The organism is Streptomyces sp. NPDC102406 (assembly GCF_044765725.1).
In the GTDB taxonomy this organism is placed as follows: domain Bacteria; phylum Actinomycetota; class Actinomycetes; order Streptomycetales; family Streptomycetaceae; genus Streptomyces.
The window spans coordinates 324,099-349,834 of record NZ_JBIWKP010000002.1; the positions used below are offsets into that span (position 1 = coordinate 324,099).

At 70.4% G+C, this 25,736-nt stretch carries 26 protein-coding genes; 13 read left to right on the forward strand and 13 right to left on the reverse strand.

The genetic code is table 11. The annotated features are described in order from the left end of the window. The first annotated feature begins 97 nt into the window (after positions 1–97). Both ACIRF8_RS09920 and ACIRF8_RS09925 read left to right on the forward strand, forming a co-directional pair. Positions 98–1,492 carry an MFS transporter gene (locus ACIRF8_RS09920; protein WP_404212852.1) on the forward strand — a complete coding sequence of 465 codons (1,395 nt, stop codon included), beginning with the start codon at positions 98–100 and terminating at the stop codon, positions 1,490–1,492. After that, the gene (locus tag ACIRF8_RS09925) at positions 1,489–2,712 is read left to right on the forward strand and encodes an FAD-dependent monooxygenase (protein ID WP_404212854.1); all 1,224 of its coding nucleotides are present in this window, start codon (positions 1,489–1,491) and stop codon (positions 2,710–2,712) included. The genes ACIRF8_RS09920 and ACIRF8_RS09925 overlap by 4 nt, the downstream gene beginning before the upstream one ends. 99 nt (positions 2,713–2,811) lie before the next feature. On the opposite strand, the gene ACIRF8_RS09930 is transcribed toward ACIRF8_RS09925, so the two are convergent. Both ACIRF8_RS09930 and ACIRF8_RS09935 read right to left on the reverse strand, forming a co-directional pair. Beyond that, positions 2,812–4,239, reverse strand: coding sequence for a non-reducing end alpha-L-arabinofuranosidase family hydrolase (locus tag ACIRF8_RS09930; RefSeq protein WP_404214242.1), 1,428 nt, complete (start codon positions 4,237–4,239; stop codon positions 2,812–2,814). 388 nt (positions 4,240–4,627) lie between these two features. Beyond that, positions 4,628–5,134 carry a metallophosphoesterase family protein gene (locus ACIRF8_RS09935; protein WP_404212856.1) on the reverse strand — a complete coding sequence of 169 codons (507 nt, stop codon included), beginning with the start codon at positions 5,132–5,134 and terminating at the stop codon, positions 4,628–4,630. A gap of 88 nt (positions 5,135–5,222) precedes the next feature. Here ACIRF8_RS09935 and ACIRF8_RS09940 point away from each other — a divergent pair, with 88 nt between their 5' ends. Together ACIRF8_RS09940 and ACIRF8_RS09945 are read left to right on the forward strand one after the other, a co-directional pair. Next, positions 5,223–6,443 (forward strand): aromatic acid exporter family protein, encoded by a 1,221-nt coding sequence (locus tag ACIRF8_RS09940; protein ID WP_404212858.1) that lies wholly within the window; start codon positions 5,223–5,225, stop codon positions 6,441–6,443. A 67-nt stretch (positions 6,444–6,510) separates the two neighbouring features. Beyond that, complete coding sequence (locus ACIRF8_RS09945) at positions 6,511–6,747, forward strand: LAETG motif-containing sortase-dependent surface protein (RefSeq protein WP_404212860.1); 237 nt, start codon at positions 6,511–6,513, stop codon at positions 6,745–6,747. A gap of 158 nt (positions 6,748–6,905) precedes the next feature. Here ACIRF8_RS09945 and ACIRF8_RS09950 read toward each other — a convergent pair whose 3' ends face one another. Then, entirely contained in the window at positions 6,906–7,484 is a 579-nt protein-coding gene (locus ACIRF8_RS09950) for a GNAT family N-acetyltransferase (protein ID WP_404212862.1), read from the reverse strand. A gap of 7 nt (positions 7,485–7,491) precedes the next feature. After that, positions 7,492–7,893 (reverse strand): EamA family transporter, encoded by a 402-nt coding sequence (locus ACIRF8_RS09955; protein ID WP_404212864.1) that lies wholly within the window; start codon positions 7,891–7,893, stop codon positions 7,492–7,494. Between the two features lie 273 nt (positions 7,894–8,166). Here ACIRF8_RS09955 and ACIRF8_RS09960 point away from each other — a divergent pair, with 273 nt between their 5' ends. Continuing rightward, a complete protein-coding gene (locus ACIRF8_RS09960; protein WP_404212866.1) occupies positions 8,167–9,291 on the forward strand; it encodes a hypothetical protein in 1,125 nt (374 codons plus the stop codon). A 231-nt stretch (positions 9,292–9,522) separates the two neighbouring features. Beyond that, complete coding sequence (locus tag ACIRF8_RS09965; RefSeq protein ID WP_404212867.1) at positions 9,523–9,906, forward strand: STAS domain-containing protein; 384 nt, start codon at positions 9,523–9,525, stop codon at positions 9,904–9,906. Positions 9,907–9,967: 61 nt separating this feature from the next. On the opposite strand, the gene ACIRF8_RS09970 is transcribed toward ACIRF8_RS09965, so the two are convergent. Both ACIRF8_RS09970 and ACIRF8_RS09975 read right to left on the reverse strand, forming a co-directional pair. Next, entirely contained in the window at positions 9,968–10,477 is a 510-nt protein-coding gene (locus ACIRF8_RS09970) for a DinB family protein (RefSeq protein ID WP_404212869.1), read from the reverse strand. A 100-nt stretch (positions 10,478–10,577) separates the two neighbouring features. Next, positions 10,578–10,961 carry a MerR family transcriptional regulator gene (locus tag ACIRF8_RS09975; RefSeq protein ID WP_404212871.1) on the reverse strand — a complete coding sequence of 128 codons (384 nt, stop codon included), beginning with the start codon at positions 10,959–10,961 and terminating at the stop codon, positions 10,578–10,580. 624 nt (positions 10,962–11,585) lie between these two features. On the opposite strand from ACIRF8_RS09975, the gene ACIRF8_RS09980 reads away from it, so the two are divergent. Further along, positions 11,586–11,741 (forward strand): hypothetical protein, encoded by a 156-nt coding sequence (locus ACIRF8_RS09980; protein ID WP_404212872.1) that lies wholly within the window; start codon positions 11,586–11,588, stop codon positions 11,739–11,741. A gap of 207 nt (positions 11,742–11,948) precedes the next feature. On the opposite strand, the gene ACIRF8_RS09985 is transcribed toward ACIRF8_RS09980, so the two are convergent. Further along, entirely contained in the window at positions 11,949–12,680 is a 732-nt protein-coding gene (locus ACIRF8_RS09985) for an ANTAR domain-containing protein (protein WP_404212874.1), read from the reverse strand. 369 nt (positions 12,681–13,049) lie between these two features. On the opposite strand from ACIRF8_RS09985, the gene ACIRF8_RS09990 reads away from it, so the two are divergent. Beyond that, positions 13,050–14,990, forward strand: coding sequence for a glycoside hydrolase family 15 protein (locus tag ACIRF8_RS09990; RefSeq protein WP_404212876.1), 1,941 nt, complete (start codon positions 13,050–13,052; stop codon positions 14,988–14,990). Positions 14,991–15,016: 26 nt separating this feature from the next. Here ACIRF8_RS09990 and ACIRF8_RS09995 read toward each other — a convergent pair whose 3' ends face one another. Beyond that, positions 15,017–15,178, reverse strand: a complete 162-nt coding sequence (locus ACIRF8_RS09995) for a hypothetical protein (RefSeq protein WP_404212878.1) — start codon at positions 15,176–15,178, stop codon at positions 15,017–15,019. 309 nt (positions 15,179–15,487) lie between these two features. On the opposite strand from ACIRF8_RS09995, the gene ACIRF8_RS10000 reads away from it, so the two are divergent. Continuing rightward, entirely contained in the window at positions 15,488–16,963 is a 1,476-nt protein-coding gene (locus ACIRF8_RS10000; protein WP_404212880.1) for a hypothetical protein, read from the forward strand. A gap of 260 nt (positions 16,964–17,223) precedes the next feature. Beyond that, a complete protein-coding gene (gene rph, locus ACIRF8_RS10005) occupies positions 17,224–19,839 on the forward strand; it encodes a rifamycin-inactivating phosphotransferase (protein ID WP_404212882.1) in 2,616 nt (871 codons plus the stop codon). Positions 19,840–19,872: 33 nt separating this feature from the next. Here rph and ACIRF8_RS10010 read toward each other — a convergent pair whose 3' ends face one another. Next, positions 19,873–20,811 carry an MBL fold metallo-hydrolase gene (locus ACIRF8_RS10010; RefSeq protein ID WP_404212884.1) on the reverse strand — a complete coding sequence of 313 codons (939 nt, stop codon included), beginning with the start codon at positions 20,809–20,811 and terminating at the stop codon, positions 19,873–19,875. 196 nt (positions 20,812–21,007) lie between these two features. On the opposite strand from ACIRF8_RS10010, the gene ACIRF8_RS10015 reads away from it, so the two are divergent. The 3 genes from ACIRF8_RS10015 to ACIRF8_RS10025 are packed head-to-tail and all read left to right on the forward strand — an operon-like array spanning position 21,008 to position 23,193. After that, complete coding sequence (locus ACIRF8_RS10015; RefSeq protein ID WP_404212886.1) at positions 21,008–21,214, forward strand: hypothetical protein; 207 nt, start codon at positions 21,008–21,010, stop codon at positions 21,212–21,214. Continuing rightward, entirely contained in the window at positions 21,201–22,622 is a 1,422-nt protein-coding gene (locus ACIRF8_RS10020; RefSeq protein WP_404212888.1) for an amidase, read from the forward strand. Before ACIRF8_RS10015 ends, ACIRF8_RS10020 begins: the two co-directional genes overlap by 14 nt. A gap of 10 nt (positions 22,623–22,632) precedes the next feature. After that, positions 22,633–23,193, forward strand: coding sequence for a TetR/AcrR family transcriptional regulator (locus tag ACIRF8_RS10025; protein ID WP_404212890.1), 561 nt, complete (start codon positions 22,633–22,635; stop codon positions 23,191–23,193). Here the strand turns inward: ACIRF8_RS10025 and ACIRF8_RS10030 are convergent. The 4 genes from ACIRF8_RS10030 to ACIRF8_RS10045 all read right to left on the reverse strand — a co-directional run bounded on the left by ACIRF8_RS10030 (position 23,188) and on the right by ACIRF8_RS10045 (position 25,630). Next, the gene (locus tag ACIRF8_RS10030) at positions 23,188–23,484 is read right to left on the reverse strand and encodes a hypothetical protein (protein WP_404212892.1); all 297 of its coding nucleotides are present in this window, start codon (positions 23,482–23,484) and stop codon (positions 23,188–23,190) included. The two genes, ACIRF8_RS10025 and ACIRF8_RS10030, sit on opposite strands and share 6 nt — an antisense overlap. Beyond that, a complete protein-coding gene (locus tag ACIRF8_RS10035; RefSeq protein ID WP_404212894.1) occupies positions 23,481–23,855 on the reverse strand; it encodes a hypothetical protein in 375 nt (124 codons plus the stop codon). Before ACIRF8_RS10035 ends, ACIRF8_RS10030 begins: the two co-directional genes overlap by 4 nt. Positions 23,856–24,132: 277 nt before the next feature. Beyond that, positions 24,133–24,534 carry a VOC family protein gene (locus tag ACIRF8_RS10040; RefSeq protein ID WP_404212896.1) on the reverse strand — a complete coding sequence of 134 codons (402 nt, stop codon included), beginning with the start codon at positions 24,532–24,534 and terminating at the stop codon, positions 24,133–24,135. Between the two features lie 262 nt (positions 24,535–24,796). Then, positions 24,797–25,630 carry a PIG-L family deacetylase gene (locus ACIRF8_RS10045; RefSeq protein WP_404212898.1) on the reverse strand — a complete coding sequence of 278 codons (834 nt, stop codon included), beginning with the start codon at positions 25,628–25,630 and terminating at the stop codon, positions 24,797–24,799. Positions 25,631–25,736 lie beyond the last annotated feature (106 nt).

The following is a 25,736-nucleotide window of genomic DNA, read 5'->3' on the forward strand; positions in this document are numbered from 1 at the left end:
CGCGCGACCCACACCTGTGAACGAGCCACATCGCTGAAACACGTCCGCGCACGAACGTGTGACCAGAGACGACGTACCCAAAGACGAAAGGACGTCCATGTCCGCACCTGTAGTGTCCCCTGTCCGTATCGGGAGACTGTCGATCGGCGCCCTCGGCTTCCTGGCGCTCTCCCTCGGCACCCTCCAATCAGTGGTGGAGCCCGCATTACCTTTGCTGCAAAGCGAGTTGGGCGTCAGTCGCGGCGAGGGGGCGCTCATCGGCAATGCTCTCCTCGTCGCCGGTGCGGTCGTCGCACCCGTCGCGGGCACACTCGGCGACCGCTACGGCGGAAAGCGGGTGCTGGTCCGGCTGATGGCCCTGGTCGCGGCCGGCGGTCTGCTGGCCGCCCTGGCGCCGAACTTCCCCGTTCTGCTGCTCGGTCAGGTGGTCCAGGGCCTCATGGTGGGCGCGCTGCCCCTCTCCTTCATCCTGGTACGAAAGAACCTCCCGCCCAGGGAGTCACGGCTGGCGATAGGGCTGGTCATGGCGCTGTTCACGGGCGGCGGCATGGTGGGAACACTGTTCGCCGGGCCGATCGAGGAAGCACTGTCGTGGCGGTGGATGTTCGCGCTGCCGACCATCGTGATCATCGCGATGACGTCGGTCGTGACGCGGTTGCTGCCCCACGACCCGCCGATCCCGTCGGCCACGAGGATCGACTGGCCCGGCGCCCTTCTGCTGAGCGGCACACTGCTCGTGTTCATGCTCGGGCTCGTGCGGGTGACGGGCGCCGGCCTGCCGCCGTTCGCGATCGGTGCCCTCGTGACGGTCCTGGCCGTCCTCGTCGCCGGATGGGTCGCCGTCGAACGCCGGGCCGTCTCGCCGATGGTCGATCTGCGCATGCTGGCGAAGCCCGCGCTCTGGCACTCGTGCGTCCTCACCTTCGTCATCGTCACCAGCTTCGGGATGGTGGGCTTCCTGCTCCCGCAGATGTTCGCGATACCGGGCGCCGGACACGGCTTCGGACTCGACACCACCGACATCGGCCTGTTCCTGCTGCCGGGCGCCGTCGCGGGAGCCGCGAGCGATGCGGTCGGCGGCGTCGTGGCGCGGCGTCTCGGCCTGCGTGCCGTGCTCGTCGTGGGCGCCGTCGTCACCGTGACCACGATGATCGTCCTGGTGTCGCTGCACACCGCCGCATGGCAGCTCGCCCTCGCGAAGGTGCCGGCCGCGATCGCCGCGGGTGTCGCCGCGACGGCGCTGCTCACCCGCACCGCCGACGCCGTGGAGAGCGGCGACATCGGCATCGCCACCAGCCTGCTCGTGGTGACCCGCGTGATCGGCGTCGCCGTCGGCGCCCAAATCGCCGCCGCGATCCTCGACTCCGGAACCGACCCGGCGACGGGCCTGCCCAGCGAATCGGCCTTCGTCACGGGTTTCGCCGTCGCCGGTCTCGTCGCCGCCCTGTCCCTGCTCGTCGTCCGCTCCACGAAGAAGGGAATCCAGGCATGACACCTGTCGAACCGTTGAGGAACGTACGCACTCCCGAGAAGCGCAGGGTGCTGATCTCCGGAGCGGGCATCTCCGGTCCCGCGCTGGCGTATTGGCTGCATCGATCCGGATGGGCGGTCACTGTCGTGGAGAAGGCAGGCGCCCCGCGCGACGGCGGCTACCCGATCGACATCCGCGGCACCGCGGTCGAGGTGGTCCGGCGCATGGGAATCCTGCCGCGACTGCGGGAGGCGCACATCGACTCGCGTCGCTGCACGTTCCTCGACGCCGATGGCAGCGTCCTGGCCGCGGTCAGCCCGAGCGCTGTCGCCGGCAGCGTCGAGGGGCATGACCTGGAGGTGCGGCGCGGGGATCTGACCGCGTCCCTCTACGCGACGGTCCGCGACGACGTGGAATTCCTCTTCGACGACTGCGTCGACACCCTCGACCAGTCCGGACGAGGAGTCGACATCACGTTCCGCAGCGGCCGACAACGCACGTTCGACGTGGTGGTCGGCGCCGACGGCATGCACTCCGCCACCCGGGACCGGTCGTTCGGCCCCGAGAAGCAGTTCCACCGTCACCTCGGCTACTGCTTCGCCATCTTCACCATGCCCAACACCCTGGGGCTCTCCCGCGAACTCATGATGTGGAACACCCCGGGGAGGGCCGCGGCCCTCTACGCCGTCGGTGACACCGACGAGCTGCACGCCTTCCTGACCTTCCACCGGCCGACACCGCCGTTCGACACCCTGCGCACACCCGACGCCCAGCGGGATGTGGTCGCGACGACCTTCGCGGACGCGGGATGGGAGGTCCCCGGCATGATCGACGCCATGCACGACGCCGATGACCTGTTCTTCGACACCGCGGGTCAGATCCGCATGCCCCGCTGGTCCGACGGCCGCGTCGCGCTCGTCGGCGACGCCGCGTACGCACCCTCGTTCCTCACCGGGCAGGGATCGAGCCTGGCCCTCGTCGGCGGCTACATGCTCGCCCACGCCCTCGCCACGCACCGGGACCACACGACGGCCTTCACCGCCTACGAGCACGATGTCCGCCCATTCGTGTCCATGAACCAGGCACTGGTCGACAACGGTGCGGCCACGCTCTTCCCCGTCACGGCGCGAGCCCTGGAACAACGCGACACCATGCTGCGTACGTTGGTCACGATGCCCACCGCTCCGGCCCGGCCGGCGCACTCGGCACTCACCCTGCCCACCCCCGACCCGCTCCCATGACCGACGCCGAAGGAACCCCGGCCGCCGTACGGCCGGGGTTCCTCGACGCGGCAGGCCTCGGTCAGCAGACGCGAGCGTCTGTGCCGCGCATCGGCCGGGTCAGCGTTGCAGGGTCAGCAGACCCGGCCGCCACGGCAGTTTGTTGTAGTCGCCGCCCGCGTTGGGGTTCTTGCCCTGGTAGAGGAACTGGAGGTTGCAGGGGTCGATGGTCATGGTCTGGTCGGGGTTGTTGCGGACCAGGTCACCGTGGCTGATGTCGTTGGTCCAGGTGGCGCCGCTGTTGGCCTTGCCCGCGAAGGGGTTGCTCTCGCTGGTGGCCTGCGGGGTCCAGGTGCCGCTGAGGCTGGAGGCCGTGAAGGAGCGGAAGTAGCGCCCGCTCGCGCCCATCGCCTCGACGATCATGAGGTACTGGTTCTGGCCCTGCACCTTGTAGACCTGCACGGCCTCGAAGAGGTTGGCCTTCGTGTCGCTCATGACGGTCGTGTAGGACGAGCCGAAGTTGCCCGGGAAGTTCCCGATCGGCATGCTCGCGCGGTAGATCTTGCCGTTGTCACCCGCGAAGAACAGATACATGTTCTGGCCGTCGGCGATCAGGGTCTGGTCGATGGGACCGGTGTCCGAGCCGGAGATGCTTCCGGTGAACAGCGGCTGCGGAGAGGACCAGCCGTTGGGGTTGGTGGGGTCGCTCGACGTGCGGTAGACGAAGGGCGACGCACCCCACTGGTAGGCCAGCACCCAGATGTTCTTGGGCGCGAAGTAGAACAGCGTGGGCGCCACCGCGGCCTGACTCATCCCCGTCTGGCCGGTCGACGCCATGTCCGACCAGTTGGTGAAGGGACCGAACATCATCGAGCCGTACGACGATCCGGACACGTTCGACGCGTAGACCAGGTGTTTGCCGTTGTGGGTCACGGTGGTGAAGTCCTTCACGGCGGCCCACCCGTTCGCCGGCTGTGCCAGCACACCTGACGACGACCAGCGGTAGGTCGACGGGAGGGCACACGTGCCGCCCGTCGGCGGCGTCACGGAGAGGCCGGTCCACTTCTGGTTGCTGCCGCCGTTGCATGTCCAGAGTTGCACCGCTGTGCCGTTGGCCGTACCGGCTCCCGCGGCTTCCAGGCACAGCCCGGACTCGACACCGACGATCGTCCCGTCGGAGTTCAGCCGCCACTGCTGGTTCGCACCGCCGGAACAGGTCCAGATCTGCACCCGGGTGCCGGCCGTGGTGGCGTGGCCGGGAACATCCAGGCACTTGGTGCCGTACACGGTCAACTGGTTGCTGTCCGTCGCCGTCCACTGCTGATTGGTGCCGCCGCTCCAACAGTCGTGGAGCTGGAGGTACGTACCGTCGGCCTCACTGGCGCCGAGCACGTCGAGGCACCGGTTCGAACCGACACCGCGCAGGGGCCCGCTGCTGGCCGCCTGGGCCGGCTGGGCGACGAGCATCGCCGCCAGAGCGGCCAAGGCGGCGAGCGCGGCGACGAGCATCACAGACAGATGCCTGCGGCTGAAACTTTCCCTGTGGATGGGACTTCCACTGTGCATGGGTCTCCTTCGGGTGTGAGGGGACGGTTGCGGCCGACCTCACCGAGCGGGAATGACGGGTGCATGACAGAAGAAAGAATCGTTCGAAATAGCGAACAAAGGTCGGAGTATCGAGCAACTTGATGATAGGGACGCGGTGAACGGCGTCAATACTTCTCACAAGTCTCGCGCCCTACGCCGAAACTTTTCGCGGCGCCGCATCGCGAGACGGAAGCCGACGGGCCGTCAAAGGCCCAGCTCACAGCGCCCGTCGACGTCAGGTCAGGGCGCTTTCGCGTCCCTGCCGGTCCCCGCTCGTCCAGCTCTCCGGCGTCCAGGACGCACTGATCTTTCCGGTCGGCATCAGAAACTTCCGCCCTCTGCCGGGGTTTCAGGCCGTCCGGCGGGGCAGCCTGTGCAGTGCCACCTCGGTCAGCCGCCCGCCCTCCACGTCGGCCGTCATGTACGTGCAGTACGGCTGGCGGCGCCGGTCGGTCGGCGATCCCGGGTTCAGCAACCGCGGCCCGCCCGGAGCCGTCGTGTCCCAGGGAATGTGGCTGTGCCCGAACACCAGGACGTCGAGGTCCGGAAACCGTTCGGCGCAGCGGCGCTCCCGCCCCTGGGCCGCGCCCGTCTCGTGGACGACCCCGAGGCGCAGCCCGTCGAGCTCCGCCCGGGCCACTTCCGGCAGCCGCGCCCGCAGCTCGGGCCCGTCGTTGTTGCCGTGGACGCCGATCAGCCGCCGGGAGCGGGACTCCAGCAGATCCAGGGTGGCGGTGTCCACCCAGTCGCCCGCGTGCACGACCACATCGGCGAGCGGCAGCCGCTCCATCAGCTCCGCGGGCAGTTCCTTCGCGCGCTTCGGCAGATGGGTGTCCGAGATCAGCAGCAGACGCATGGGTTCCACTATCGCGCACCGCCTCGTCCCCCGTCGGCAGGATGCGACCTGGGTGTCCGTGATCGTTTTGGGGGGAATAGGCACACCCGTGCGTGAAGCAACTGATCCACTTCTCAGTCTCGTCAAGCGTGGCAAGGAACCGGCCGTGGTGCAGACGGTGCGCTCCACCGCCGCGGCCGTCATCTCCTACGTCGTCGCCCTCAGACTCAGCAGCGAGCCCGTCCCCCTGACGGCCCCGCTGACCGCCCTTCTCGTCGTCCAGGTCACCCTGTACGCGACCATCCGGACCGGCATCAGCCGGGTGAACGCCGTCGTGGCCGGCGTGCTCATCGCCATCGGCTTCAGTGCGCTGGTCGGGCTCACCTGGTGGAGCCTCGGTCTGATCATCCTGGCCGCGCTCACCATCGGACGGTTCGTCAAAGCGGGTGACTTTCTCGTCGAAGTCGCGATCAGCGCCATGCTCGTCCTCGGCGTCACCCAGGCGGCGGGGGCGGCCTGGGACAGAGTGCTGGAGACGCTGATCGGCGCGATCGTCGGTCTGCTCTTCAACACGTTGTTCGTGCCCCCGGTGTGGGTGTCGTCGGCGAGCGAGTCGCTGCTCGACCTGTCCACCCGGATGTGCCGCCTGACGGGCCGTATGCACGACCAGCTCCCCGAGCCCGTCTCGGTCGAGGAGGCCGCGACGAAACTGTACGAGGCACGCCGTCTCGACAACGACATCGCCGACGTCGACGCCGCGCTGCGGCAGGCAGAGGACAGCCTGCGGCTCAATCCCCGGGTCAAGGAGGGACTGCTCTCCCGGGTCGTGCTGCGCACCGGTCTCGACACGCTGGAGATCTGTTCCGTCGTACTGCGGGTGTCCTCCAGGACCCTCACCGACCTCGCCAAGGCGCGGGCGGGCGAACCGCTCTTCCCCGCGCACATCGCCTCCGCGCTCCAGGAGATGTACACGCACATCGGCGGTGCCTTCCAGGCGTTCGCCGTGCTGATCACCTCGCAGGTCAGCGCCAACGCGGAGGACGCCGAGTCCCGGCTCACCGAGGAGCTGGCCGCCGGACGCAAGAGCCGCGACCAGGTCGCCGCCATGCTGCTCGACCTGGTGCGGGACAACCCTGACCAGTGGCAACTGCACGGGGCGCTGCTCGCGGAGGCGGACCGGATCCTGGACGAGATGGACGTCGAGAAGCGGTCCGCGCGCCTGGTGGAGGAACTGGACCTGCGCTCCCGGGAGATGCAGGACAAGTATCCCCGGCTGACGGCGCTCAAGCGGTGGCTGCGAGGGGTGTCCCGGCGTCGGCGTCGCCGCTGAGCTGCGGCGTCGCGACTACACCGCCGAGAGCGGGAGTTCGCCGAGCCCGTCCGCCTCGACGCCGCCCGTGGACGCACCCGCTCCCGCCACCTCGACCCCCGCGGCGGACGGCTCGGGCCCGGCCACGTCCAGCGCCCCCGCCGCGCCCGCCACCACGTCGAACGTCCCGGCAGCCGACGGCGACCTGGCCCAGACGGGTGGTGGCAACGCGACCGCGATCGCCGGTGCTGCCGCCGCTCTGCCGGCCGTCGGCGGCGGCGTCCTGGTGGCGGTGCGCCGCCGCAACGCGAACAACCGCGTTTGACCGCTGACCCCGGCGCAGGAAGCGCCGCTCGCCCCGTCGAGGACCCCGCCCCCGCCCTCCGCGCGTCGGACCTCCCCGGGGCGGGCGAGCATCGACGGACTCACACAGCCGGCACGGCTGCTCGGGGCCCGCTGAACAGAGCTTCGTGCCGCTCCGGGTCATTCGGCGCCAGGTCGGCGCCTCTCCCACTGCTCCCCGGTGATCTCGTACCGCACGCCGCCGAGTTCCGAGCCCTCGACCATCCGCATGTCGTCGGGGACCGGGACGGACTGCCTGAGCGTCATGTCGAGCTTCTCCATGACGTGGCGCGAACTGCGGTTCACGGACATCGTCTCGGCCCACACCATCCGTAGCCCGAACTCCGTGAACGCCTTGGCGAGCAACGCCCGCGAGCCCTCGGTGGCGTAGCCCTTCCCCCAGGCCGCCTGCCGCAGGCGGTAACCGAGTTCGGCCTCGTCCAGCGGACCCTCCGACTCGGGGCGCAGGAGGAACCAGCCGATGAACGCGCCGCCGTTCCTCTCGTACGCGGCGAACACGCCGAGCCGGCCGCCCCACTTCTCGTAACCGGCGAGGATGCTCGGCAGATCGCGTTTGCGGACGTCCTCCGGCGCGGTCGGCTCGCCGCCGCTGAGGAAGCGCATGACCGCCGGATCGCTGTCCAGCTCGATCAACAGGTCCGCGTCGGCGGCGGTGAAGCGGCGCAGGACGAGACGCTCGGTCTCCAGGAAGGTGTCCACCGGTTGATCATGCCCGAGGCGGGTCCGACAGCCCAACGGTTTTCCTGGACGGTTCGCAGGCCGGGCCGGCGCTCTCGGCGCGTGGTCGCGCGGTCGGCTGGCGGGCCCCGCTGCACACCGCTCCCATGCCCGCGGTGGTGACCAACGCGGAGCCCAACGCCTGGACCCACGAGGGCTGTTCGGCCAGGAGGACGAAGCCGACGAGGGCCCCGACGGCGGGTTCGAGGCTCATCGGCGTGCCGAAGACGGGCGCGGGCAGATCGCGCAGGGCGACCATCTCGGCGGCGTACGGGAGGATCGGCAGGAGCAGGGCGGCCAGGCCCGACAGGGCGAGGGCCTGCGGGTCCGGGAGTCCGGGCGGTTGCGGTCGCGGAAGTCCCCGTGCTCGTACGCCAGGTGCTCGTTGCACATCGGGGCCGCGACCATGACGCCGGGCCCGTCCAGCGCTGCGACGTTCATGCGTGCTTGTGCGGCCATGACTGTGCTCCCGAGCGGCCGGGGGCGCGCAACACCTGGCATCCCGTTCCGCCATTGGGGTGCGTTTCACGACCCGGGAATGCAGATCGGATAATCCTTTTAAAACATCCCTTTTACTCCTCGCATGATGCGAAGAAGTGAAGCTCATGGGCCTTCGGTCAGTGGTCCTCGGCCTTCCCGACGGGCGGTCAGAACGTTGTCGGCGATGGCGCTGCTCGGCGCGGCAGCGCTGCCGCAGGCCGCCTCGGCCGCCGCGCCGTCCGCCCCTCAGACGGCCGGGACGCGGGCGGCCGGACCGTTGCAGTTGGAGAAGACGGTCTCCCCGGACCCGCTCACCGTGGGCGACACCGCCGTCTACACGCTCGTGGTGACCAACAACGGCGACGAGACCGCTCACGACGTGACGGTCACCGACAGACTGGACGCGCACCTCACTCTCGACGGCCGGGCACCGGACGGCTGCGCCGTCGACGGCGCGGCGCTCACCTGCGGCGGCAGCGGCACCGACCTCGCGCCCGGCGCATCGGCCACCTACCGCATCCCGGTACGCGTCCGGCCGGACACCTCGGACGGCACGAACATCGTCAACGATTCCACCGCCACCAGCAGCGACGCGCAAAGCGCGCAGGCCCGCACCATCACGATCGCCCAGACCCTCGCCAACGTCGTGCTGAAGAAGTCCGGCCCGGCCCGGGTCGACGCGGACGGCACCTACAAGTACACCTTCACCGTCACCAACGAAGGGCCCTCGGACGCGGTCGACGTCACGGTCGAGGACAACACCGACTCCCTCCACCTCGACATCGTGAAGCTCCCCTCGCAGTGCCCGCCCAGCGGTGCGACCCTCACCTGCCCCCTGCACACCCTGGCGCCCGGCGAGACACAGACCTTCACCGTGACGGTTCGCGCCCACGCCGATGTCCCGGACGGCACCGAGATCGAGAACTGTGCCGACGTGTACACCGGAAGCCGGGAGACGCAGACCGCGGACAACCATTCCTGCGTCACGACATCCGTCGTCCCAGACCCCACACCGACTCCCACACTGACAACGACACCGACACCGACGCCCACGCCCACACCCACGCCCACGCCCACGCCCACGCCCACCAGGTCGGGCACGCCGACACCGACCGGTTCGCCGACCCCCCTTCCCACCGGCGACGCCACTCCCTCGGCTTCGTCCTCCTCCGCCGCACCGGGCGACGGGGAGCTGGCGGACACGGGCACACCCCGCGCGGCGCTTCTGGGCGGCGTCGCCCTGCTGCTGGGCGCGGTGGGCGCATGGCTGTCGCGTCGCAGCCGAGTCACCGGCCGACGCAAGCACTGACCACGGGAGGAACGGGCCACTGCCGACCCGTACGGAGACGACCAGGGGACTGCACCCCCAGCACGCTTGTCTGATTCCGTACCGGCAGGTGCAGCCTGCGGCTCCGATTCCCGCCGTACCGCGTGATGCCTCGGTCCTGCGGCCAGGTTCTGCCAGGTCCACGCGGGTATCTTCCGCCTGTCGGTACCCGCTTCGGCAGTGAGGCGGGGCCTCAGGCGCAAGGGATCCGCCATGCCAGAATCCGCACCCCGCCTGCTGATCCGGCCGCATCAGCCGACCGGAGCGCATGTCTCCGTCGTCGCGCTCACCGGGGAACTCGACGCGCTCACCTCCGCCGAGTTACGCGAAGCGGTCGCCGGTCTGGCCGTGCGGCGCGAGCGGCCCGCGCACCTGCTGCTCGACCTCACCGGCGTCACCCACTGCGACAATGCCAGCCTCTACACCCTGCTCGGCATCTGCCAGGCATTGCACCTGGTCGGTATAACCGTCACGCTCACGAACGTCGGCGGACCCGTCCTCGAACGGATCCGCAGCAACTCCCTCGACCAGCGACTGCCCCTCGCCGCCCGCCTGAGGAACCGTTCGGCGCCGGCAGGTCCGGGCGACGGTACGTGATGCAGCCCAGCGACCGGTCAGCAGGTCGCGTCGGCGCCCAAGTCCAGGCTCAGGCTCAGGCTCAGGCGCCGACGGTTCCGTCGACGCCTTCGCGCAGGAAGTCGGCGTGCCCGTTGTGGCGGCCGTACTCCAGGAGCACGTGCATCATCACCATGCGCAGCGAGACCTCCTCGCCCCACCTCGGCTGATACCCGGCCTGATCCAGAGATGTGGCTTCCCGCTCGATGCGGCGCGAGGTCTCCACCTCGGCCTCCCAGGCCTTGAACGCCTCGTCCCGGGTCGACTCGCTCGCGTCGTAGGCCGCCTGGAAGTCGATCTCGTCGGACCAGACCATGGGTGCGTCGTTGTCCTCGAACACCCGGCGGAACCAGGCCCGTTCCACCTCCGCCATGTGCCGCACCAGGCCGAGCAGTGACAGCGTGGACGGTGGCATCGACTGCTGCCGCAGTTCCTCGTCGGTGAGCCCCTCGCACTTCATGGCGAGAGTCGCGCGGTGGTAGTCGAGGTAAGCCCGCAGCATGTCGCGTTCGCTGCCGAACTTGGGCGGCCCTGTGCGATGGTCGCTGGTCACTGTTCGAGCTCCTCATCCGTGGCTGCGTGAAGGGCTGCCAGTATCCACTGCGCGGGTTCGCCACGGACCGGGCCGACCGGGGTGCGTGATGTCCGGCCCGTTATCGCGCCGAGCTCACGGAAAGGGTGGCGGAGGCGGCCGAGCGCGGCGAGGTGGTCGGCGTGGTCGGCGCTACGTCGCCGCGGCGGTATGCGGCGTTGAGGCGTTGAGCCTCTTCGAGCTGGTCCTCAAGGACGATGATGCGGCAGGCGGCCTCGATGGGTGTGCCCTGGTCGACGAGTTCGCGGGCGCGGGCGGCGATACGCAACTGGTAGCGGGAGTAGCGGCGGTGGCCGCCGGCCGAACGCAGCGGCGTGATGAGGCGGTGCTCACCCAGGGCGCGCAGGAATCCTTGGGTGGTGCCCAGCAGGTCGGCGGCGCGGCCCATGGTGTAGGCGGGGTAGTCGTCATCGTCGAGACGCTCGAGTCTGTCGTCCGCGGTCATCACACCTCTCTGTCACACGTGTCGAGGGGCCCGGGTGCGATCTCTGCACCCGGGCCCCGAAGGAACTGTCACACCATCTGCCGACTTCGGTCCTGCGTCGGCCTGTTGTTTCCGCCGCCCCGGCCTGAACTGCGTCGGGGGTGCGGGGATCGCGGTTGCGTGACCGGAGACCACCTCACTATCGATGTCCTGCGGTACCCGGGCTCACCTTTCCCTGCCCGGGCGATCCTGATGGCGCCTGCTCCTCCGTTCTTTCCCTCTGGTTCTTGCGATCTGGTCTTGCGATCTGATCTTGCGATGCGGGAACTACGTACTGCTGACGGTGGCCCCTGATCACTGCGGGCCACCCAGTGCGGTGGTCAGTCCCGTCACCGTCCTGCGACAACCCTGGCTTCGGAACTCCACGACCGCACCGTTACGAGAGAAACCATAGCCACCGCACCACCCAATGTCTACTCCCGCCGACATAGATTTCTGATCGCTCGCCAGGGAGAAAATCGGTCGTAGGAAGTGCTGAAGCATGGGCCGTCAGGAGCGGGGCACACGGAAACGAACACAGCGCAACCTCAAAGTCGCGAGATCACGACACAACACGGCACAACACAACCGACGATAGGAAAGTCCATGATTGTCCTCGGTGTCATCCTGCTGGTCATCGGCCTACTCGCCGGCATCTCGCTGCTGACCACGATCGGCGGCATCCTCGCCGTCGTCGGCGTACTCCTGTGGGTCCTCGGCGCCACCGGTCGCAAGGTGGGTGGCCGCGCCCATTACTTCTAGGCCTCTCGCTTCCAGGCCCGGTGCTTCTGGCTCGTCACTTCCAGGACGAGATCGCCCGGCTTCGACTTCGGCCCTTCGCGGGACACCCTCGGTGATCCTCGACGCGGCCTGCCCCAGCGGCAGTTACCAGCCGCTGGGGCTGACGCGTATAGGCGTCCCATGGGCTGTCCGCGAGCCGTGACGGGCGGATGACGGGGGGACGAGCCCTCAGTTCTCGGGGGCTTCCGGCGGGCCCGGCAGGCGCAGGCCGTCGTGGACGACGGCGCGGGCGAGGTCCGCCAGGTCGGTGTTGCGGGTGTACGCGTGGGCGCGCAGCAGAGCCAGCGCCTGAGTGATGGTGAGGGCGTGACGGCTGCTGATCATCCCCGTGGCCTGGTGGACGACTGCGTCGAAGGGCAGGAGCCAGGTGTCGGTGGCATCCTCGTCGCCCGGGGCGGAGACCGTGAGAAGCAGGAGCTCCGCGGCGTCCACGTGAGCGCGGGCGGTGTCCAGGTCCTCCTTCGGCAGAGAACCGGACCGATCGCGGTAGACGGAGAGGACCACCCCTGGCTGCGGGCCCTCGCGTTGGGGACGGGCGGCGGGGAAGGCGAAGGCGGCCCGGATACCGGACCCGCGCGCCTGAGCGGCGTAGACCGGCCAGTTCGCGGTGGCGTCGGCGTCGTCGAGGTCCGGGACCAGTACCGAGGCGCGGCGGCTGAGCGCTTCGACGCAGGGGCCTTCGCCCAGGTTGACCTGGAGGGCTTCGCCGCGGCGGGCCAAGGGGCCGACGGCCGCCAGGGAGACCCGCTGGCCCAGCGCGGCGTCGACCGCCAGCGTCAGGCCCACGGAACAGTTCCGGCTCATAGCCGTTCGGCAGGCCACGACGAGGCTGTTCGAGGGATCGGGGCGGTCCAGGTGGAGCGCGGCCAGTTCCACCGCCAGCGCCCGGGGCGCCGTCACAGGAGGCCGACGAAGGGCGTGGGAGAAGAAGGTCCCTGGTGGGTGTCCATGACCGTGTTTCCGATCTGTGGCATTCACCGCCGATGCTGCCCTTGATCGGAAGCCAATGTCAGGATTGCCGTTCGCGACGGGCATCTGCATGCGCGGGCAGCCTGCCCTCTCAGCCTACGCCCTCGGCGCCGCCGACCGCGCCGACAGCAGCGCCCTGTCACCCGCCTCTCGGGCAGCAGGGGACGGCCGCGCGCGAGGAAGTTTCACCCGCCCTGGGTGAGGCGCCGAGCCGGGCGTCCCGGAACGCTGGCAGGGGCGGATCGCCGGCAGGTGCGGGCCGGTCCCGCGGCAGCGTGTCGGATCAGTCAGGGAGGCCTTGTGAACCGGTACCCGCCCATCGCGGAACACGGAGTGGTCGGCGATCTCCAGACCGCCGCCCTCATATCGTCCGGGGGAACCATCGACTGGTGGTGCACGCCCCGCTTCGACTCGCCCAGCCTCTTCGCCTCGCTCCTCGACAGCGAGCGCGGAGGTCATTGCCGTCTCGCCGCGGAGGTACCGGACGAGAAGGCCGAGGAGGACGGGGCGGGCGGAGAGGGCATGACGGTCCGCCAGCTCTACCTGTCCGACACCGCCGTTCTGGTCACCCGCTTCATGGCCCCCTCAGGAGTCGGTGAGGTCGCCGACTTCATGGTCCCCATCGACTCGACCGCGCCGGCGGCCGGACACACCCTGGTGCGGCTCGCCCGGGTCGTCCGGGGCCGTATGCCCTTCGTCTTCACCTGCCGGCCCCGCTTCGACTACGGCCGTGCCTCGCACACCCTCTCCGCGACGGACGACCACGCCGCGCTCTTTCACGGCCCCGGAAGGGACCTGCATCTGCGATCCACCACCGGCGTCGCGCTCCACCCGGACGGGGACGACATCACCGCCCGCTTCACCCTGTCCGCGGGGCAGGCGGCCGCGGTGATCCTGACCAGCACGGCCGCCGGTGACCCGGCCCCGCCGCGCCCCACGCTCGACGGGGCCGTCGACGCCCTGGAGACATGCCGCGCCTTCTGGCTGTCGTGGCTGCGCTCCTGCACGTACCGGGGCCGCTGGCAGGACGTCGTGAACCGTTCCGCGATCACGCTCAAACTGCTGACGTACGCGCCCACGGGGGCGCCCATCGCCGCGGCCACCATGGGTCTGCCCGAGCAGAGCGGCGGTGAACGCAACTGGGACTACCGCTACACCTGGGTCCGTGACGCGTCGCTGTCCGTCAGGGCGTTGATCGACCTCGGTTTCGAGGCGGAGGCGCACGCGTTCCGCCGCTGGCTGCGGGACCGCATCGACCCCGAGGGGTTCTCCTCGACAGGCCCGCTCCAGATCATGTACCGCGTCGACGGCGACCCCCACCTGGTCGAGGAACCCCTCGACCACCTGGAGGGCTACCAGGGCTCCCGTCCGGTGCGGGCGGGCAACGCGGCGTCCGACCAGTTGCAACTCGACATCTACGGTGAGGCGTCGGACGCCCTGATCGTGGGCGGTGACATCGGCGCGATCCGCGGCTGGAAGGCGCTGAGCGACGTCCTGAACTGGCTCGCCGACCACTGGGACCAGCCGGACGAAGGCATTTGGGAGACCCGCGGCGGTCGCCAGAACTTCACCTACAGCCGCCTGATGACGTGGGTCGCCTTCGACCGCGGCATCCGCGCGGCCCACGAGTTCTCCCGCCCCGCCGACGTCGCCCGCTGGACCGAGGTCCGGGACACGGTGTTCCGCCAGATCGTCGAGCGGGGCTGGCACCACAAGCGCCAGGCGTTCGTGCAGCACTACGACACCGACGTCCTGGACGCCTCCCTGCTGCTCATGCCCAAGGTCGGCTTCCTCTCGCCCCACGACCCCGACTGGATCAGCACCCTGGACGCCATGGAGGAGGAGCTGGTCAGCGACAGCCTGGTCTACCGCTACGACCCGAAGGCGTCCCCCGACGGCCTGCGCGGCTCGGAGGGCACCTTCAACCTGTGCAGCTTCTTCTACGTCGAGGCGCTCGCCCGCAGCGGCAGGCTCAACCAGGCCCGCCACGCCTTCGACAAGATGCTCACCTACGCCAACCACGTCGGCCTCTTCGCCGAGGAGATCGGCCCTTCCGGCGAGCAACTCGGCAACTTCCCGCAGGCGTTCACCCACCTCGCCCTGGTCACCGCGGCCATGGCGCTCGACGACGAGATACGGAAGGCGGAGACCGGTCCGCGACCCGGCGGTCCCGAGCACTCGACCATCCATGGCCTCACGACGCCCGCCGAGGAGACGGACGCCGACCGGGCGCACGGGTGAGTGGGACGGCCGGGGTGAGCCGCGGGTCATGACTCGTCGCGTGGCTCCGTGCGGTGATCGAGACAGGCCCAGGCGAAGATGCCGACGACCGCGACCAGGCCCACCGCAGTGGCCTGCACGGCCGTCGGCGTGCTCCGGGTGAGATGACCGGCCCCGCCCGCCGCCACCGCGCCCACCAGCATCACCATGCGGCCGGCGAAGCTCTGCCCCGGGCGGTGCCGTCACGCTGCGAGAAGAGCCCGCTCACGGCGGCCTTCGCGGGCCGCTCCGTGCCCGCACGCCGCTTCGTCCGCGGCTCGTCCAGGGATCGCTCTTGTGTGTCCGGCTTTTCCGCCTGCCCGCACTTCCGTACAACCATCCCGCTGCGTGGTGAGTCTTGAGATCGCCTACGCCGAGGAACGCCGTGGGTAGTACCCGGTGAATTCGGGCGAAGGCATCCCTATTGACTGCGGGCGTCGGCAGGACCGGCGTTCCCGCATCCCGCAGGAGAACCCCGCATGCGCTCCAGACACATACGTCTCATGCTCGCGACCGCTGTCGCGACCGCCGCCACCGGTGGCCTTCTCGGCGTCGCGGCCGGCCCGTCCGTCGCCGCCGACGCCGTCCTCCACCACGAGGCGGACTTCAACCACGACGGGGTCGGCGATGTCGCCTTCGCCGCGGGCTACGCCACGGTCTCCGGGCACGCTAACGCGGGCCAGATCGTCGTCCTGTACGGCGCCAGGAACGGCCTGGACAAGGCGCACCGGTCGACGTTCAGCCAGGACTCCCCCGGTGTGCCCGGCGGCGCGGAGGCCGGTGACGGCTTCGGCTGGAGCAGCGCCTACGGCGACTTCGATCACGACGGGTTCGACGACCTCGCCGTCGGCGCGGAGTACGAGGACGTGGACGGGGACAAGGACGGCGGTCTCGTCCAGATCCTGTGGGGCTCCGCCTCCGGCCTGTCCGGCGGCACCACCGTCACCGACCCGGCGCCCGGCGCGCACGACCTGTGGGGCAGGTCGCTGGCGGCGGGCGACTTCGACGGCGACGGCAAGGACGACCTCGCCGTGAGCTCCTCCGGCGCCTCGGCGTACGTCTTCAAGGGCGGCACCACCAAGTCCGCCACCTTGGGCGGGCGTTACAGCTTCAAGCCCCCGGTCCAGAGCACGAGCAGCGACCCGTACTCGAACGGTCTTCTCACGCTCATCGCGGGCGACGTCAACGGGGACGGCAGGTCCGACCTGGTCGTCGACGGCTTCGAGACCGAGACCGTCAACGCCTGGAACAAGAACTTCTACATTCCCGGTACGGCCTCCGGCCTCAACGGCGCGAACGCCGTCGGTCTCACCCCCGGTGTCATCACCGACATCGGCGACGTGAACCACGACGGCTTCGGCGACATCGTGACCGGCAACTACTGGGACAAGGCGAGCGGGGTGCCCGGCGCGACCGACGGTGGCAAGGTCGCCATCACCTACGGTTCGGCGAACGGCCCGGCCACCTCGTCCACCATCACCCAGAACTCGGGTTCCGTCCCCGGTGCCTCCGAGAAGGGGGACGCGTTCGGCGGCGAGCTGTCGCTCGGCGACATCAACGGCGACCTCTACCTGGACCTGGTCGTGGCCTCCGACGGCGAGGACATCGACGGCGTCGCCGACGCCGGTTCGGTCACCGTCCTCTACGGCTCGGCCCGAGGCATCGACACGACGTCGGGCATCCAGTACTTCTCGCAGAACACGGCCGGTGTCCCCGGCGCCGACGAGAAGGAGGACCGGTTCGGCAGTGAGGTCAAGCTGACCGACGTCACCGGTGACGGCCGGGCCGACCTCACCATCGGCTCGATGGGCGAGAACGCCTACGACGGCCAGCTCACGTACCTGCCCTCGTCGGGTACGAAGCTGACGACCAGCGGCAGCCGCTACTTCATGGCTCCTGACGTCGGCGTGTCGACGGCGGGCCAGCCCACGCTGGGCGGCAACGCGGCCAACTAGCGCCGATGCGGTCCGAGTGCGGCGGGGGGCGACCGCCGCCGCACGAACAAGAAGGGCAGAGGAACTGATTCCCCTGCCACTCTCAACATATAAGCCATAGGGGGGCTTGCGGCAAGGCCCGGGGGGTGGCGCACCATCGTCGGTCAAGGCCACAACCTGCGGATATAGGGGCACGACGTGTGTGTGTTGTCGATGGATGCGGAACGCGGTCGCGTCGATGCGGTGGCGGTGGCGAGCGTGGCCGTCCCGGAGGTGTCGCGATGACCGGGCCGTACGTGACGGAGCTGCGTGCGATCGACGAGACACAGGTCGCCGCCGTCGGAGGCAAGGCGGCCCACCTGGGCGCGTTGTCGCGGATCGAGGAGGTCCGCGTACCCGACGGCTTCTGCGTGACGACGGACGCCTTCCAACGGGTCATGGCGCAGGCGCCGTCCCTCACCGACCGGCTCGATCTGCTGTCGCGGGTGGACGCGGACGACCGTGAGGCGATCCGCACCCTCAGCGCGGAGATCCGCCGGACCGTCGAGGCGGTCGTCATTCCGGCCGAGCTCGCGGCGGAGATCACCGGGGCGCTCACCCGGCTCGGCGAGCAGGGCGCCTTCGCCGTCCGGTCCAGCGCGACGGCCGAGGACCTGCCGACGGCCTCCTTCGCCGGTCAGCAAGACACGTATCTGAACGTGGTGGGAGCGGAGGCGGTGCTGCGGCACGTCAGCCGGTGCTGGGCCTCGCTGTTCACCGAGCGGGCCGTGATCTACCGCAGGCGCAACGGCATCGAGCACCGTACGGTCCGCATGGCGGTGGTCGTGCAGCGGATGCTCCTCCCGCAGGCGGCGGGTGTCCTGTTCACGGCCGATCCCGTCACGGGCAACCGAAAGGTCGCCACCGTGGAGGCCGGGTTCGGTCTCGGGGAGGCGCTGGTCTCCGGCCTGGTCGACCCGGACGTCTTCCGGGTGCGGGACGGCGAGGTCCTCGCCCGTGCGATCGCCCCGAAACAACGTGCGGTCCGGGCTCTGCCGGGCGGTGGCACACAGGTCGTGGCTGTCGCTGCGGAGCGGCAGGAGGAGCCGACGCTGACGGACGCGCAGGTGGTGCGGCTCGTGCGGCTCGGCCGACGGATCGAAGCGCGCTTCGGCCGCCCGCAGGACATCGAATGGTGCCTTGTCGGCGACGACTTCCACATCGTGCAGAGCCGTCCGATCACGACACTGTTCCCCGTCCCGGTCCCGGCCTCGGAGGGGGACGGGGACGGGGACCTGGGGAACCGCGTGTACCTCTCCGTCGGCCATCAGCAGATGATGACCGACGCCATGAAGCCGCTGGGGCTCTCGGTGTGGCGGCTGACCGCCATGGCGCCGATGCAGGAGGCGGGCGGGCGGTTGTTCGTCGATGCCACCCGGCGCCTGACCTCGCCCGCGGGCCGCGCCGCCCTCCTGGACCTCGCGGGCAGATCCGACCCGCTGACCAGGGACGCGCTGGAGACCGTCCTCGACCGCGACTTCGTGCCGCTCATCCCCGAAGCACCGGGGGACAAGCCGCCGGTCCGGGGCGGGGCCACCGCGATCGAGACCGATCCGGCCGTCGTCACCGCGCTCGTCAAGCGCAGCGAGGAGTCCCTCGCCGCGCTGGAGCGCGACATCCGTACGAAGTCGGGGTCGGCGCTGTTCGACTTCCTGCTGGAAGCGTTCGAGCAGCACAAGCGGGGACTGACGGATCCGCTGAGCCTTCAGGCGATCATGGCGGGGATGGAGGCCACATGGTGGCTCAACGACAAGCTCCAGGAATGGCTCGGCGAGAAGAACCCGGCCGACACGTTGACACTGTCCGCCCCCGGCAACATCACCTCGGAGATGGGCCTGGCACTGCTCGATGTCGCGGACGTCATCCGTCCGCGTCCTGAGGTGGTGTCCTTCCTCGCGGACGTCGAGGACGACGACTTCCTGGAGCAGTTGGCGGAGTTCCCGGGCGGGGCCGAGGCGCGCGCCGCCATCGAGTCCTACCTCGACCGGTACGGCATGCGCTGCGTCGGCGAGATCGACATCACGAGGCCTCGCTGGCGCGAGCGCCCCGCAACGCTCCTGCCCGTCCTCCTCGACCACGTCAGGAACGTCGAACCGGGCGCCGCCGAGCGGCGCTTCGAGCAGGGACGGCTCAAGGCGCGGGCGAAGGAACAGGAAGTGCTGGCACGTCTGCGGGCCCTGCCGGACGGTGACCGGAAGGCCGACGAGACCCGACGGATGATCGACCGGCTCCGCACCTTCGTCGGTTACCGGGAGTACCCCAAGTACGCCGTCGTCAGCCGCTACTTCGTCTACAAGAAGGCTCTGATGGCGGAGGCCGAACGCCTCGTCCGGGCGGGTGTGCTGCCGCAGGTGGAGGACGTCTTCTACCTGACGTTCCAGGAACTCCGCGACGTCGTGCGCACGCAGCGGGCGGACGACCGGCTCGTCCAGCGGCGCAAGGACGCGTTCCGCTCGTACCAGGCGCTCACCCCGCCACGGGTCCTCACGTCGGAGGGCGAGTGCGTCACCGGGGCGTACCGGCGCGACAACGTGCCCGCCGGTGCGCTGACCGGCCTGCCCGTCTCCGCCGGGACCGTCGAGGGCAGGGCCCGCGTCATCCTCGACCTCGCTGAGGCGGACCTCGCAGCGGGCGACATCCTGGTGACGACCTTCACGGACCCGAGCTGGTCACCGCTGTTCGTCGGTATCGCGGGCCTTGTGACGGAGGTGGGCGGCCTGATGACCCATGGCGCGGTCATCGCCAGGGAGTACGGGTTGCCCGCCGTCGTGGGCGTGGAGGGGGCCACGCGGCTGGTGCGCGACGGACAGCGGATCCGCGTGCACGGAACCGACGGGTACATCGAACTCCTGCCCTGAGCCCGGGGCGAGGCGGAGGCGTGCGGCCCACCGTCACCCGGGGACCGGTCCCACGGCCCCGGGTGCGCTCGGCACCAGGCGGTACGCCGCTCCCTCCCGCCGCACGCGACCGGCGGTGGGGGACGGGAAGTGGCTGCCGAACAGCAGGGTCGGGCTGTCGGCCAGGGAGTCGAGCAGGCGGCGCCGGGTCCGCGCGGCGAGTTCGGGCGCCACGTCGACGCAACTGCACAGCTCCGGGTGTCCCATCTGGACGGGGTGGTGGATGCTGTCGCCGGTGACGAGCGCGGTCTCGCCCTGGCTGTGCAGTTCCACCGTCACCTGGCCCGGAGTATGTCCCGGGGCGGGCAGCAGGCGGACGCCCGGCGCGAGATCCGTGCCCTCGTCCGCGACGTCGACCAGATCGAGGAGGCCCGCGTCGCGGACGGGATGCACCGAGTCCCGGAACATCTGTCGCCGCGCCTCCTCCATCTCGGCGCCGGCCCAGTGGTTCCATTCGGTGCGCGAGGTGACGTAGCGGGCGTGAGGGAAGGTGGGTACCCAACTGCCGCCCTCCGCGCGGGTGTTCCAGCCCACGTGGTCGGTGTGGAGGTGGGTCAGGATGACGATGTCCACGGTCTCCGGCGCGAAGCCCGCCGCCGTCAGCCGCGCCTCGTAGTCGCTGTCGAGGCGGTGCCAGGCGGGGTTGGCGCGCTCCTTGCCGTTCCCGATGCCGGTGTCGACCAGGATCCGCAGCCCGGCCGCCTCGACAGCGAAGCTGTGACTCGCCAGCCGCAGGACACCCTCCTCGTCGGCGAAGTCGGGGCGCAGCCAGGGGGTGCGGGCCACGACGTCCGGTGTCGCTCCGGGCAGCAGCCAGGGGCCGGTCGCGGCAGGGAAGGCTGTTTCGTCGATACGTCGCACGGTGTGGTCGCCCACGGTCCATACGGGGGCCCGGGGCGTGGCGGAGGCGGCGGGCTCTGTGGTCACGGACACGGTGATCTCCCCTTCGAGCGCTAAACGCAATCTGTTTGCTTTAAGCGACGGTAGGCCCTACCGTCACCTAACGCAAACGATTCGCTTTAGCGCGTCGCGGGCCGGTCTCCGGTCTCCGGTCTCCGGTCTCCGGTCTCCGGTCTCCGGTCTCCGGTCTCCGGGGACGCGCACCGTGCGCCGCGGGAAGGACACACGTATGACCAGCGAACTCACCCCCCGGCAGGCAGCCGAGGGCGCGCTGCGGGCAGGGCTCGTGCTCAGGGACGACCGCCATGAAGGGGTCGCCGCCACCGCCAACCACATCCACTCCGTCATCACGACGCTGCGGGAACTCGACTTCGCGGACACACCCCCCGCGGCCTCCTACCGAGCCGGGCGGGAGGACGTCGATGCAGCCCTTTGAGCTGTCCCTCACAGAGGCTTCCCGCGCGATCGAGGCGCGGGAACTGTCCCCGCTCGAACTCACCGAGTCCGTCCTGGCCCGCATCGACGCGGTCGACGGACGGCTGGGTGCCTACGTCACCGTCACGGCGGAGGCCGCCCTGAGCGCGGCGGCACACGCCGAACGGGAGATCGCGGCGACCGGCCCGCGCAGCCCGCTGCACGGGATACCCATGGGCCTCAAGGACCTGATCGACGTCGCGGGCCTGCCCACCACGGCGAGTTCCCGCGTCCGGGCCAGGCACGTCGCGGCCCGCGACAGCCACGTGGCCGCGCGCCTGAGAGCCGCGGGCGCCGTCCTCCTGGGCAAGACGCACACCCACGAGTTCGCCTACGGGCTGACCACGCCGCAGACCCGCAACGCCTGGGACCAGGACCGTGTCGCCGGAGGGTCGAGCGGCGGCTCGGCCGTGGCGGTGGCCGCGGGTGCGGCGACCTTCGCCCTGGGCACCGACACGGGAGGCTCCGTCCGGGTCCCCGCCGCGCTCAACGGCGTGGTGGGCCTCAAGCCGACCTACGGCCTCGTCCCCCGCTCCGGTGTGACCTCGCTGTCCTGGTCCCTGGACCACGTCGGCCCGCTCACCCGCACCGCGCGGGACGCCGCCCTGGTGCTGGCCGCGACCGCCGGTCACGACCCGCGCGACCCGGCGAGTGTGCCCGCTCCCCCGCCGGACCCCACCGTCGGCGGCGACCTCTCGGGGCTCCGGGTCGGCGTGCCCCGCAACCACTACTTCGACAGGGTCTCGTCCGAGGTCGAGGACGCCGTACGCCGGGCCGTCGAACGGCTGGCGGAGCTCGGCGCCCGGCTCGTCGACGTGGAGATCCCGATGGCGCGCCATGTCCAGGCGATCCAGTGGGGGTTGATGGTTCCCGAGGCGTCGGCCTACCACGAGCGGTCCCTGCGGACCACCCCCGACCTGTACACCCCGGAGGTACGCGTCCTGCTGGAGGCCGGTGAACTCACCTCGGCAGGTGACTACCTGCGCGCCCAGCGGGCCCGCACCATGATGCGCGACGCCTGGGCCCGCATGTTCGACGGGATCGACGTCCTCGCCGCGCCGACCGTGCCGATGACCGCCGCGACGTCGGGCCAGGACACGGTCGAGTGGGCCGACGGCACCGTGGAGACGGTCTCCGACAGCTACGTCCGCCTCTCCGCCCCTGCCGACATCACCGGCGTCCCGGCCCTCACCCTGCCGGTCGGGCACGACCGCGCCGGACTGCCGATCGGCATGCAACTGATGGCGCGCGCCTTCCAGGACGCGACGGTGCTGCGCGTCGGCCAGGTGTACGAGGAGGCGTCCGTCGACGTGGGGAGGGTACGGCGGGGGCGGTCCGGGGAGCGTCTAGAAGCAACGAATTCGCATTAAGGTGGAGGGCATGAGCCCGAAGCCCATGGCACGCCCCGGCGGGCGCAGCGCCCGTGTGCAGGAGTCCGTGCATGCCGCCGTCCGCGAACTCGTCGGTGAGACGGGCCGCGAGGCGCTGACCGTTCCCCTGGTGGCGGCCCGGGCCGGAGTCACGCCGTCCACGATCTACCGCCGCTGGGGCGACCTCCAGGAACTCCTGTCGGATGTCGCGGTCGAACGGTTGCGCCCGGAGACCGACCCCGCCGACCTCGGCACTCTGCGCGCCGACCTCGACGCGTGGGCGGAGCAGTTCCTCGACGAGATGGCCTCTCCGCCCGGGCGCGCGTACATCAGGGACGCGCTCCTCGGCGACCCGGACGGCAGCAACGCCGGTCAGTGCTCCGCCTACGCCGCGGAACAGATCGACACCGTCCTGCACCGTGCGGCACGGCGCGGCGAGGCGGTGCCCGACACGGAACGGGTGATCGACCGGGTCGTGGCGCCGATCATGTACCGCATCCTCTTCCGCCCATCCCCTCTGGACGCGGCCTACGCCCGCGCACTCGTCTCCAACGCGCTCGATCAGTCATGACTGTCTGGCTGACCGGCTGTGCACGGTGTCAGCGGTGTCAGCGGTGTCAGCGGTGCCGATGATGTCGGTGGTGTTGTCCTCCATCGCGGCGTCGAACCGGCCGATCCACGCCACCTCGTAGGCGCTGTGGTGCGTCCGGCCGGCGTGTTCCAGGCACCACTGCTGCGCCGCGCCCGCCGACACGGCGTCGGACGAGTGCGCGGCGCAGATGAGGCAGTGGGCGCGGTAGCGGGTCGGGGTCGGTGACTCACGTAGCCGCCACAGCGCGAACCCGAGTCGTCGGCGCGTCACCGGCCCGGCTCCGGGTGGCGCCGCCACTGGGTGTCCGGCGGGTCCTCGGGCATCAGGCGGGCGCCGCGGCTGTCCGCCACCCGCAGCGTGTCCCCCAGGACCTGGGTCACGGCGGCCAGGGCGCGTCGCAGCGTCTGCTCGTCCGCGGCCGGGTCGTCCAGGACGGCGCGGGCACCTTCCATGACGACCGCGGCGTCCGTGAGTTGTCTGTCCTCGACCTGGTCGGCGAGGCGTGTCACGACGCTTCGGCCGTGCCCCGCGTCGTCGGCGTCGGTGGACAGGAAACAGGTGCGCCCCGTGTCGCTCTGCCAGGGCAGCATGCGCAGTCCTGAGGCGAGGAGCGGGTCCTCGTGGGTGCGGTCGTAGCTCACGGCGTCGGCACCGCCGTATCGACGACGACACCGCGGCGGGCGGTGCGGGACCGTCCTGGTCGGGTCCGTTCGGGCAGGGGACGCTCGGCGTGCGGCATGGCGTCGGCCCCTCACTGGTTGTCGGCCGTGCCCCGGGGCTCCTCGCGGTTGCCGGGGCCTTCTCGGCTGGTCTTCCGCGCCCCGGCCGGTTCCGGATGCGGGGAGGCGGCCCGGGATGCCGAGTGGGGGCGCATTCGAGCCCCGGGCGCCGGTGCGGCCGACACGTCACCTCGGAGGGCTACTTCGCGATCTCCCAGATGTGGCCGCCGGGGTCCTTGAAGCCGGCGGTCCTGATCCCCCAGGGCCGGTCCGTCGGACCGTTCAGCAGGGTCACGCCGCGCGCCTCCAACTCCTTGCACATGGCGTCCACGTCGTCCACGGGAAGGGTGAGCTGGAGGCGGGATCCGTGCTCCGGCGCCGCGACGGGCGCGGGGGCGACGAGATCGTGTGCCGCCGCGGTCTCCAGCAGGTTGATGAGGGTGTTGCCGAACTCGAACACGGCCGAGTTGGCGTCCTCGTAGTGCACCGGCAGCCCGAAGACCTCTTCGTAGAACTGCTTCGTGGCCCTCAGGTCCTCCACGAACAGGGTGATCGCGCTGATGCCGGTGGGCCATGCGGAGGCGTTCGCCTTTGCTGTCATGGCCGAAGGATCTACGAACGGGCCGGCCCTGCATAGAGGGGGGCCGTCGCGGCAGCGGTCACGCCCGTGCTCGTGGTGGTCGGCGTGTTCCGGGGCTGTTCATGTGCGGCCGGATGAAGGTGGCTGACTCGCGGGGCGCGCGCCGGGGACGACGTCCTGGTCCGACGCGGCGGCGACGTACCCCGACGGTCTTCGCCCGTTCCTGTCAGGTGAGGCGACGTGCCGGGACCTGACCGGGAACGGGCGACGTCCTACGGGCGGATCAGCGCAGTCCGGCGAAGAGATCGTTCTCGGGGACGGCGGCGCCGGTGGAGTCCTTGACGCGTACGAAGGTCTCCACGCCCATCAGTTCGCCGAACCGCTCCTTGCCCATCTTCAGGAAGAAGATGTTCTCGCCCTGACTGGCGTGCGCGGCCAGCGCGTCGTACTTCTGGCCGCTGAAGGCGGTGGTGTCCACCCATGTGGTGATCTCGTCGTCGGGCAGGCCGATCTCGACCGGCGCGGCGGCCTCCTCGGGATCGGGCTCCGGCATGTCCTCACCGAACTCGCTCATGACCTCACCGAACCGCCGCATCATCGAGCGGGGCACCGTCGTCCAGTACACCTTCGGCGTCAGGTCGGTCATCTCCAGCGCCGCCATCGTGATGCGGTGGGCCTGGATGTGGTCGGGGTGTCCGTAGAAGCCGTTCTCGTCGTACGTGACGACCACATCGGGCCGATAGTGCCGCATCAGCTCCGCGAGCCGGGCCGCGCCCTCCTCCACCGGGGTCTGCCAGAAGGAGTTCGGGGCGTCGTTGCTGGGCCAGCCCATCATTCCGGAGTCGGCGTAGTCCAGCGTCTCCAGATCGCTGATCTTCAGCACGTCGCGGCTCGCCTCCAGTTCCTCCCGCCGCATCCGGGTGACGGCCGCCGGATCGTGCCCGGGATCGCCCGGCTTGACGCCTCCCGGACCGTCACCGCAGCCGCCGTCGGTACAGGTAACCAGAACGGTGCGGATGCCTTCCGCCGCATATCGCGCAAGGACCCCTCCCGTCCCGGTGGCCTCGTCATCGGGGTGGGCGTGCACTGCCATGAGCGTCAAGGGCCGGTCGGTCATGGAGCTGTCCTCCTACAAGAACGGAAATGTCTCAGGTCAAGGGCACGTGCTGCGCCGGTCCCTCGATCGGTGCAACAGCTCCGGACGGACCGCCTGTTCCCGCACG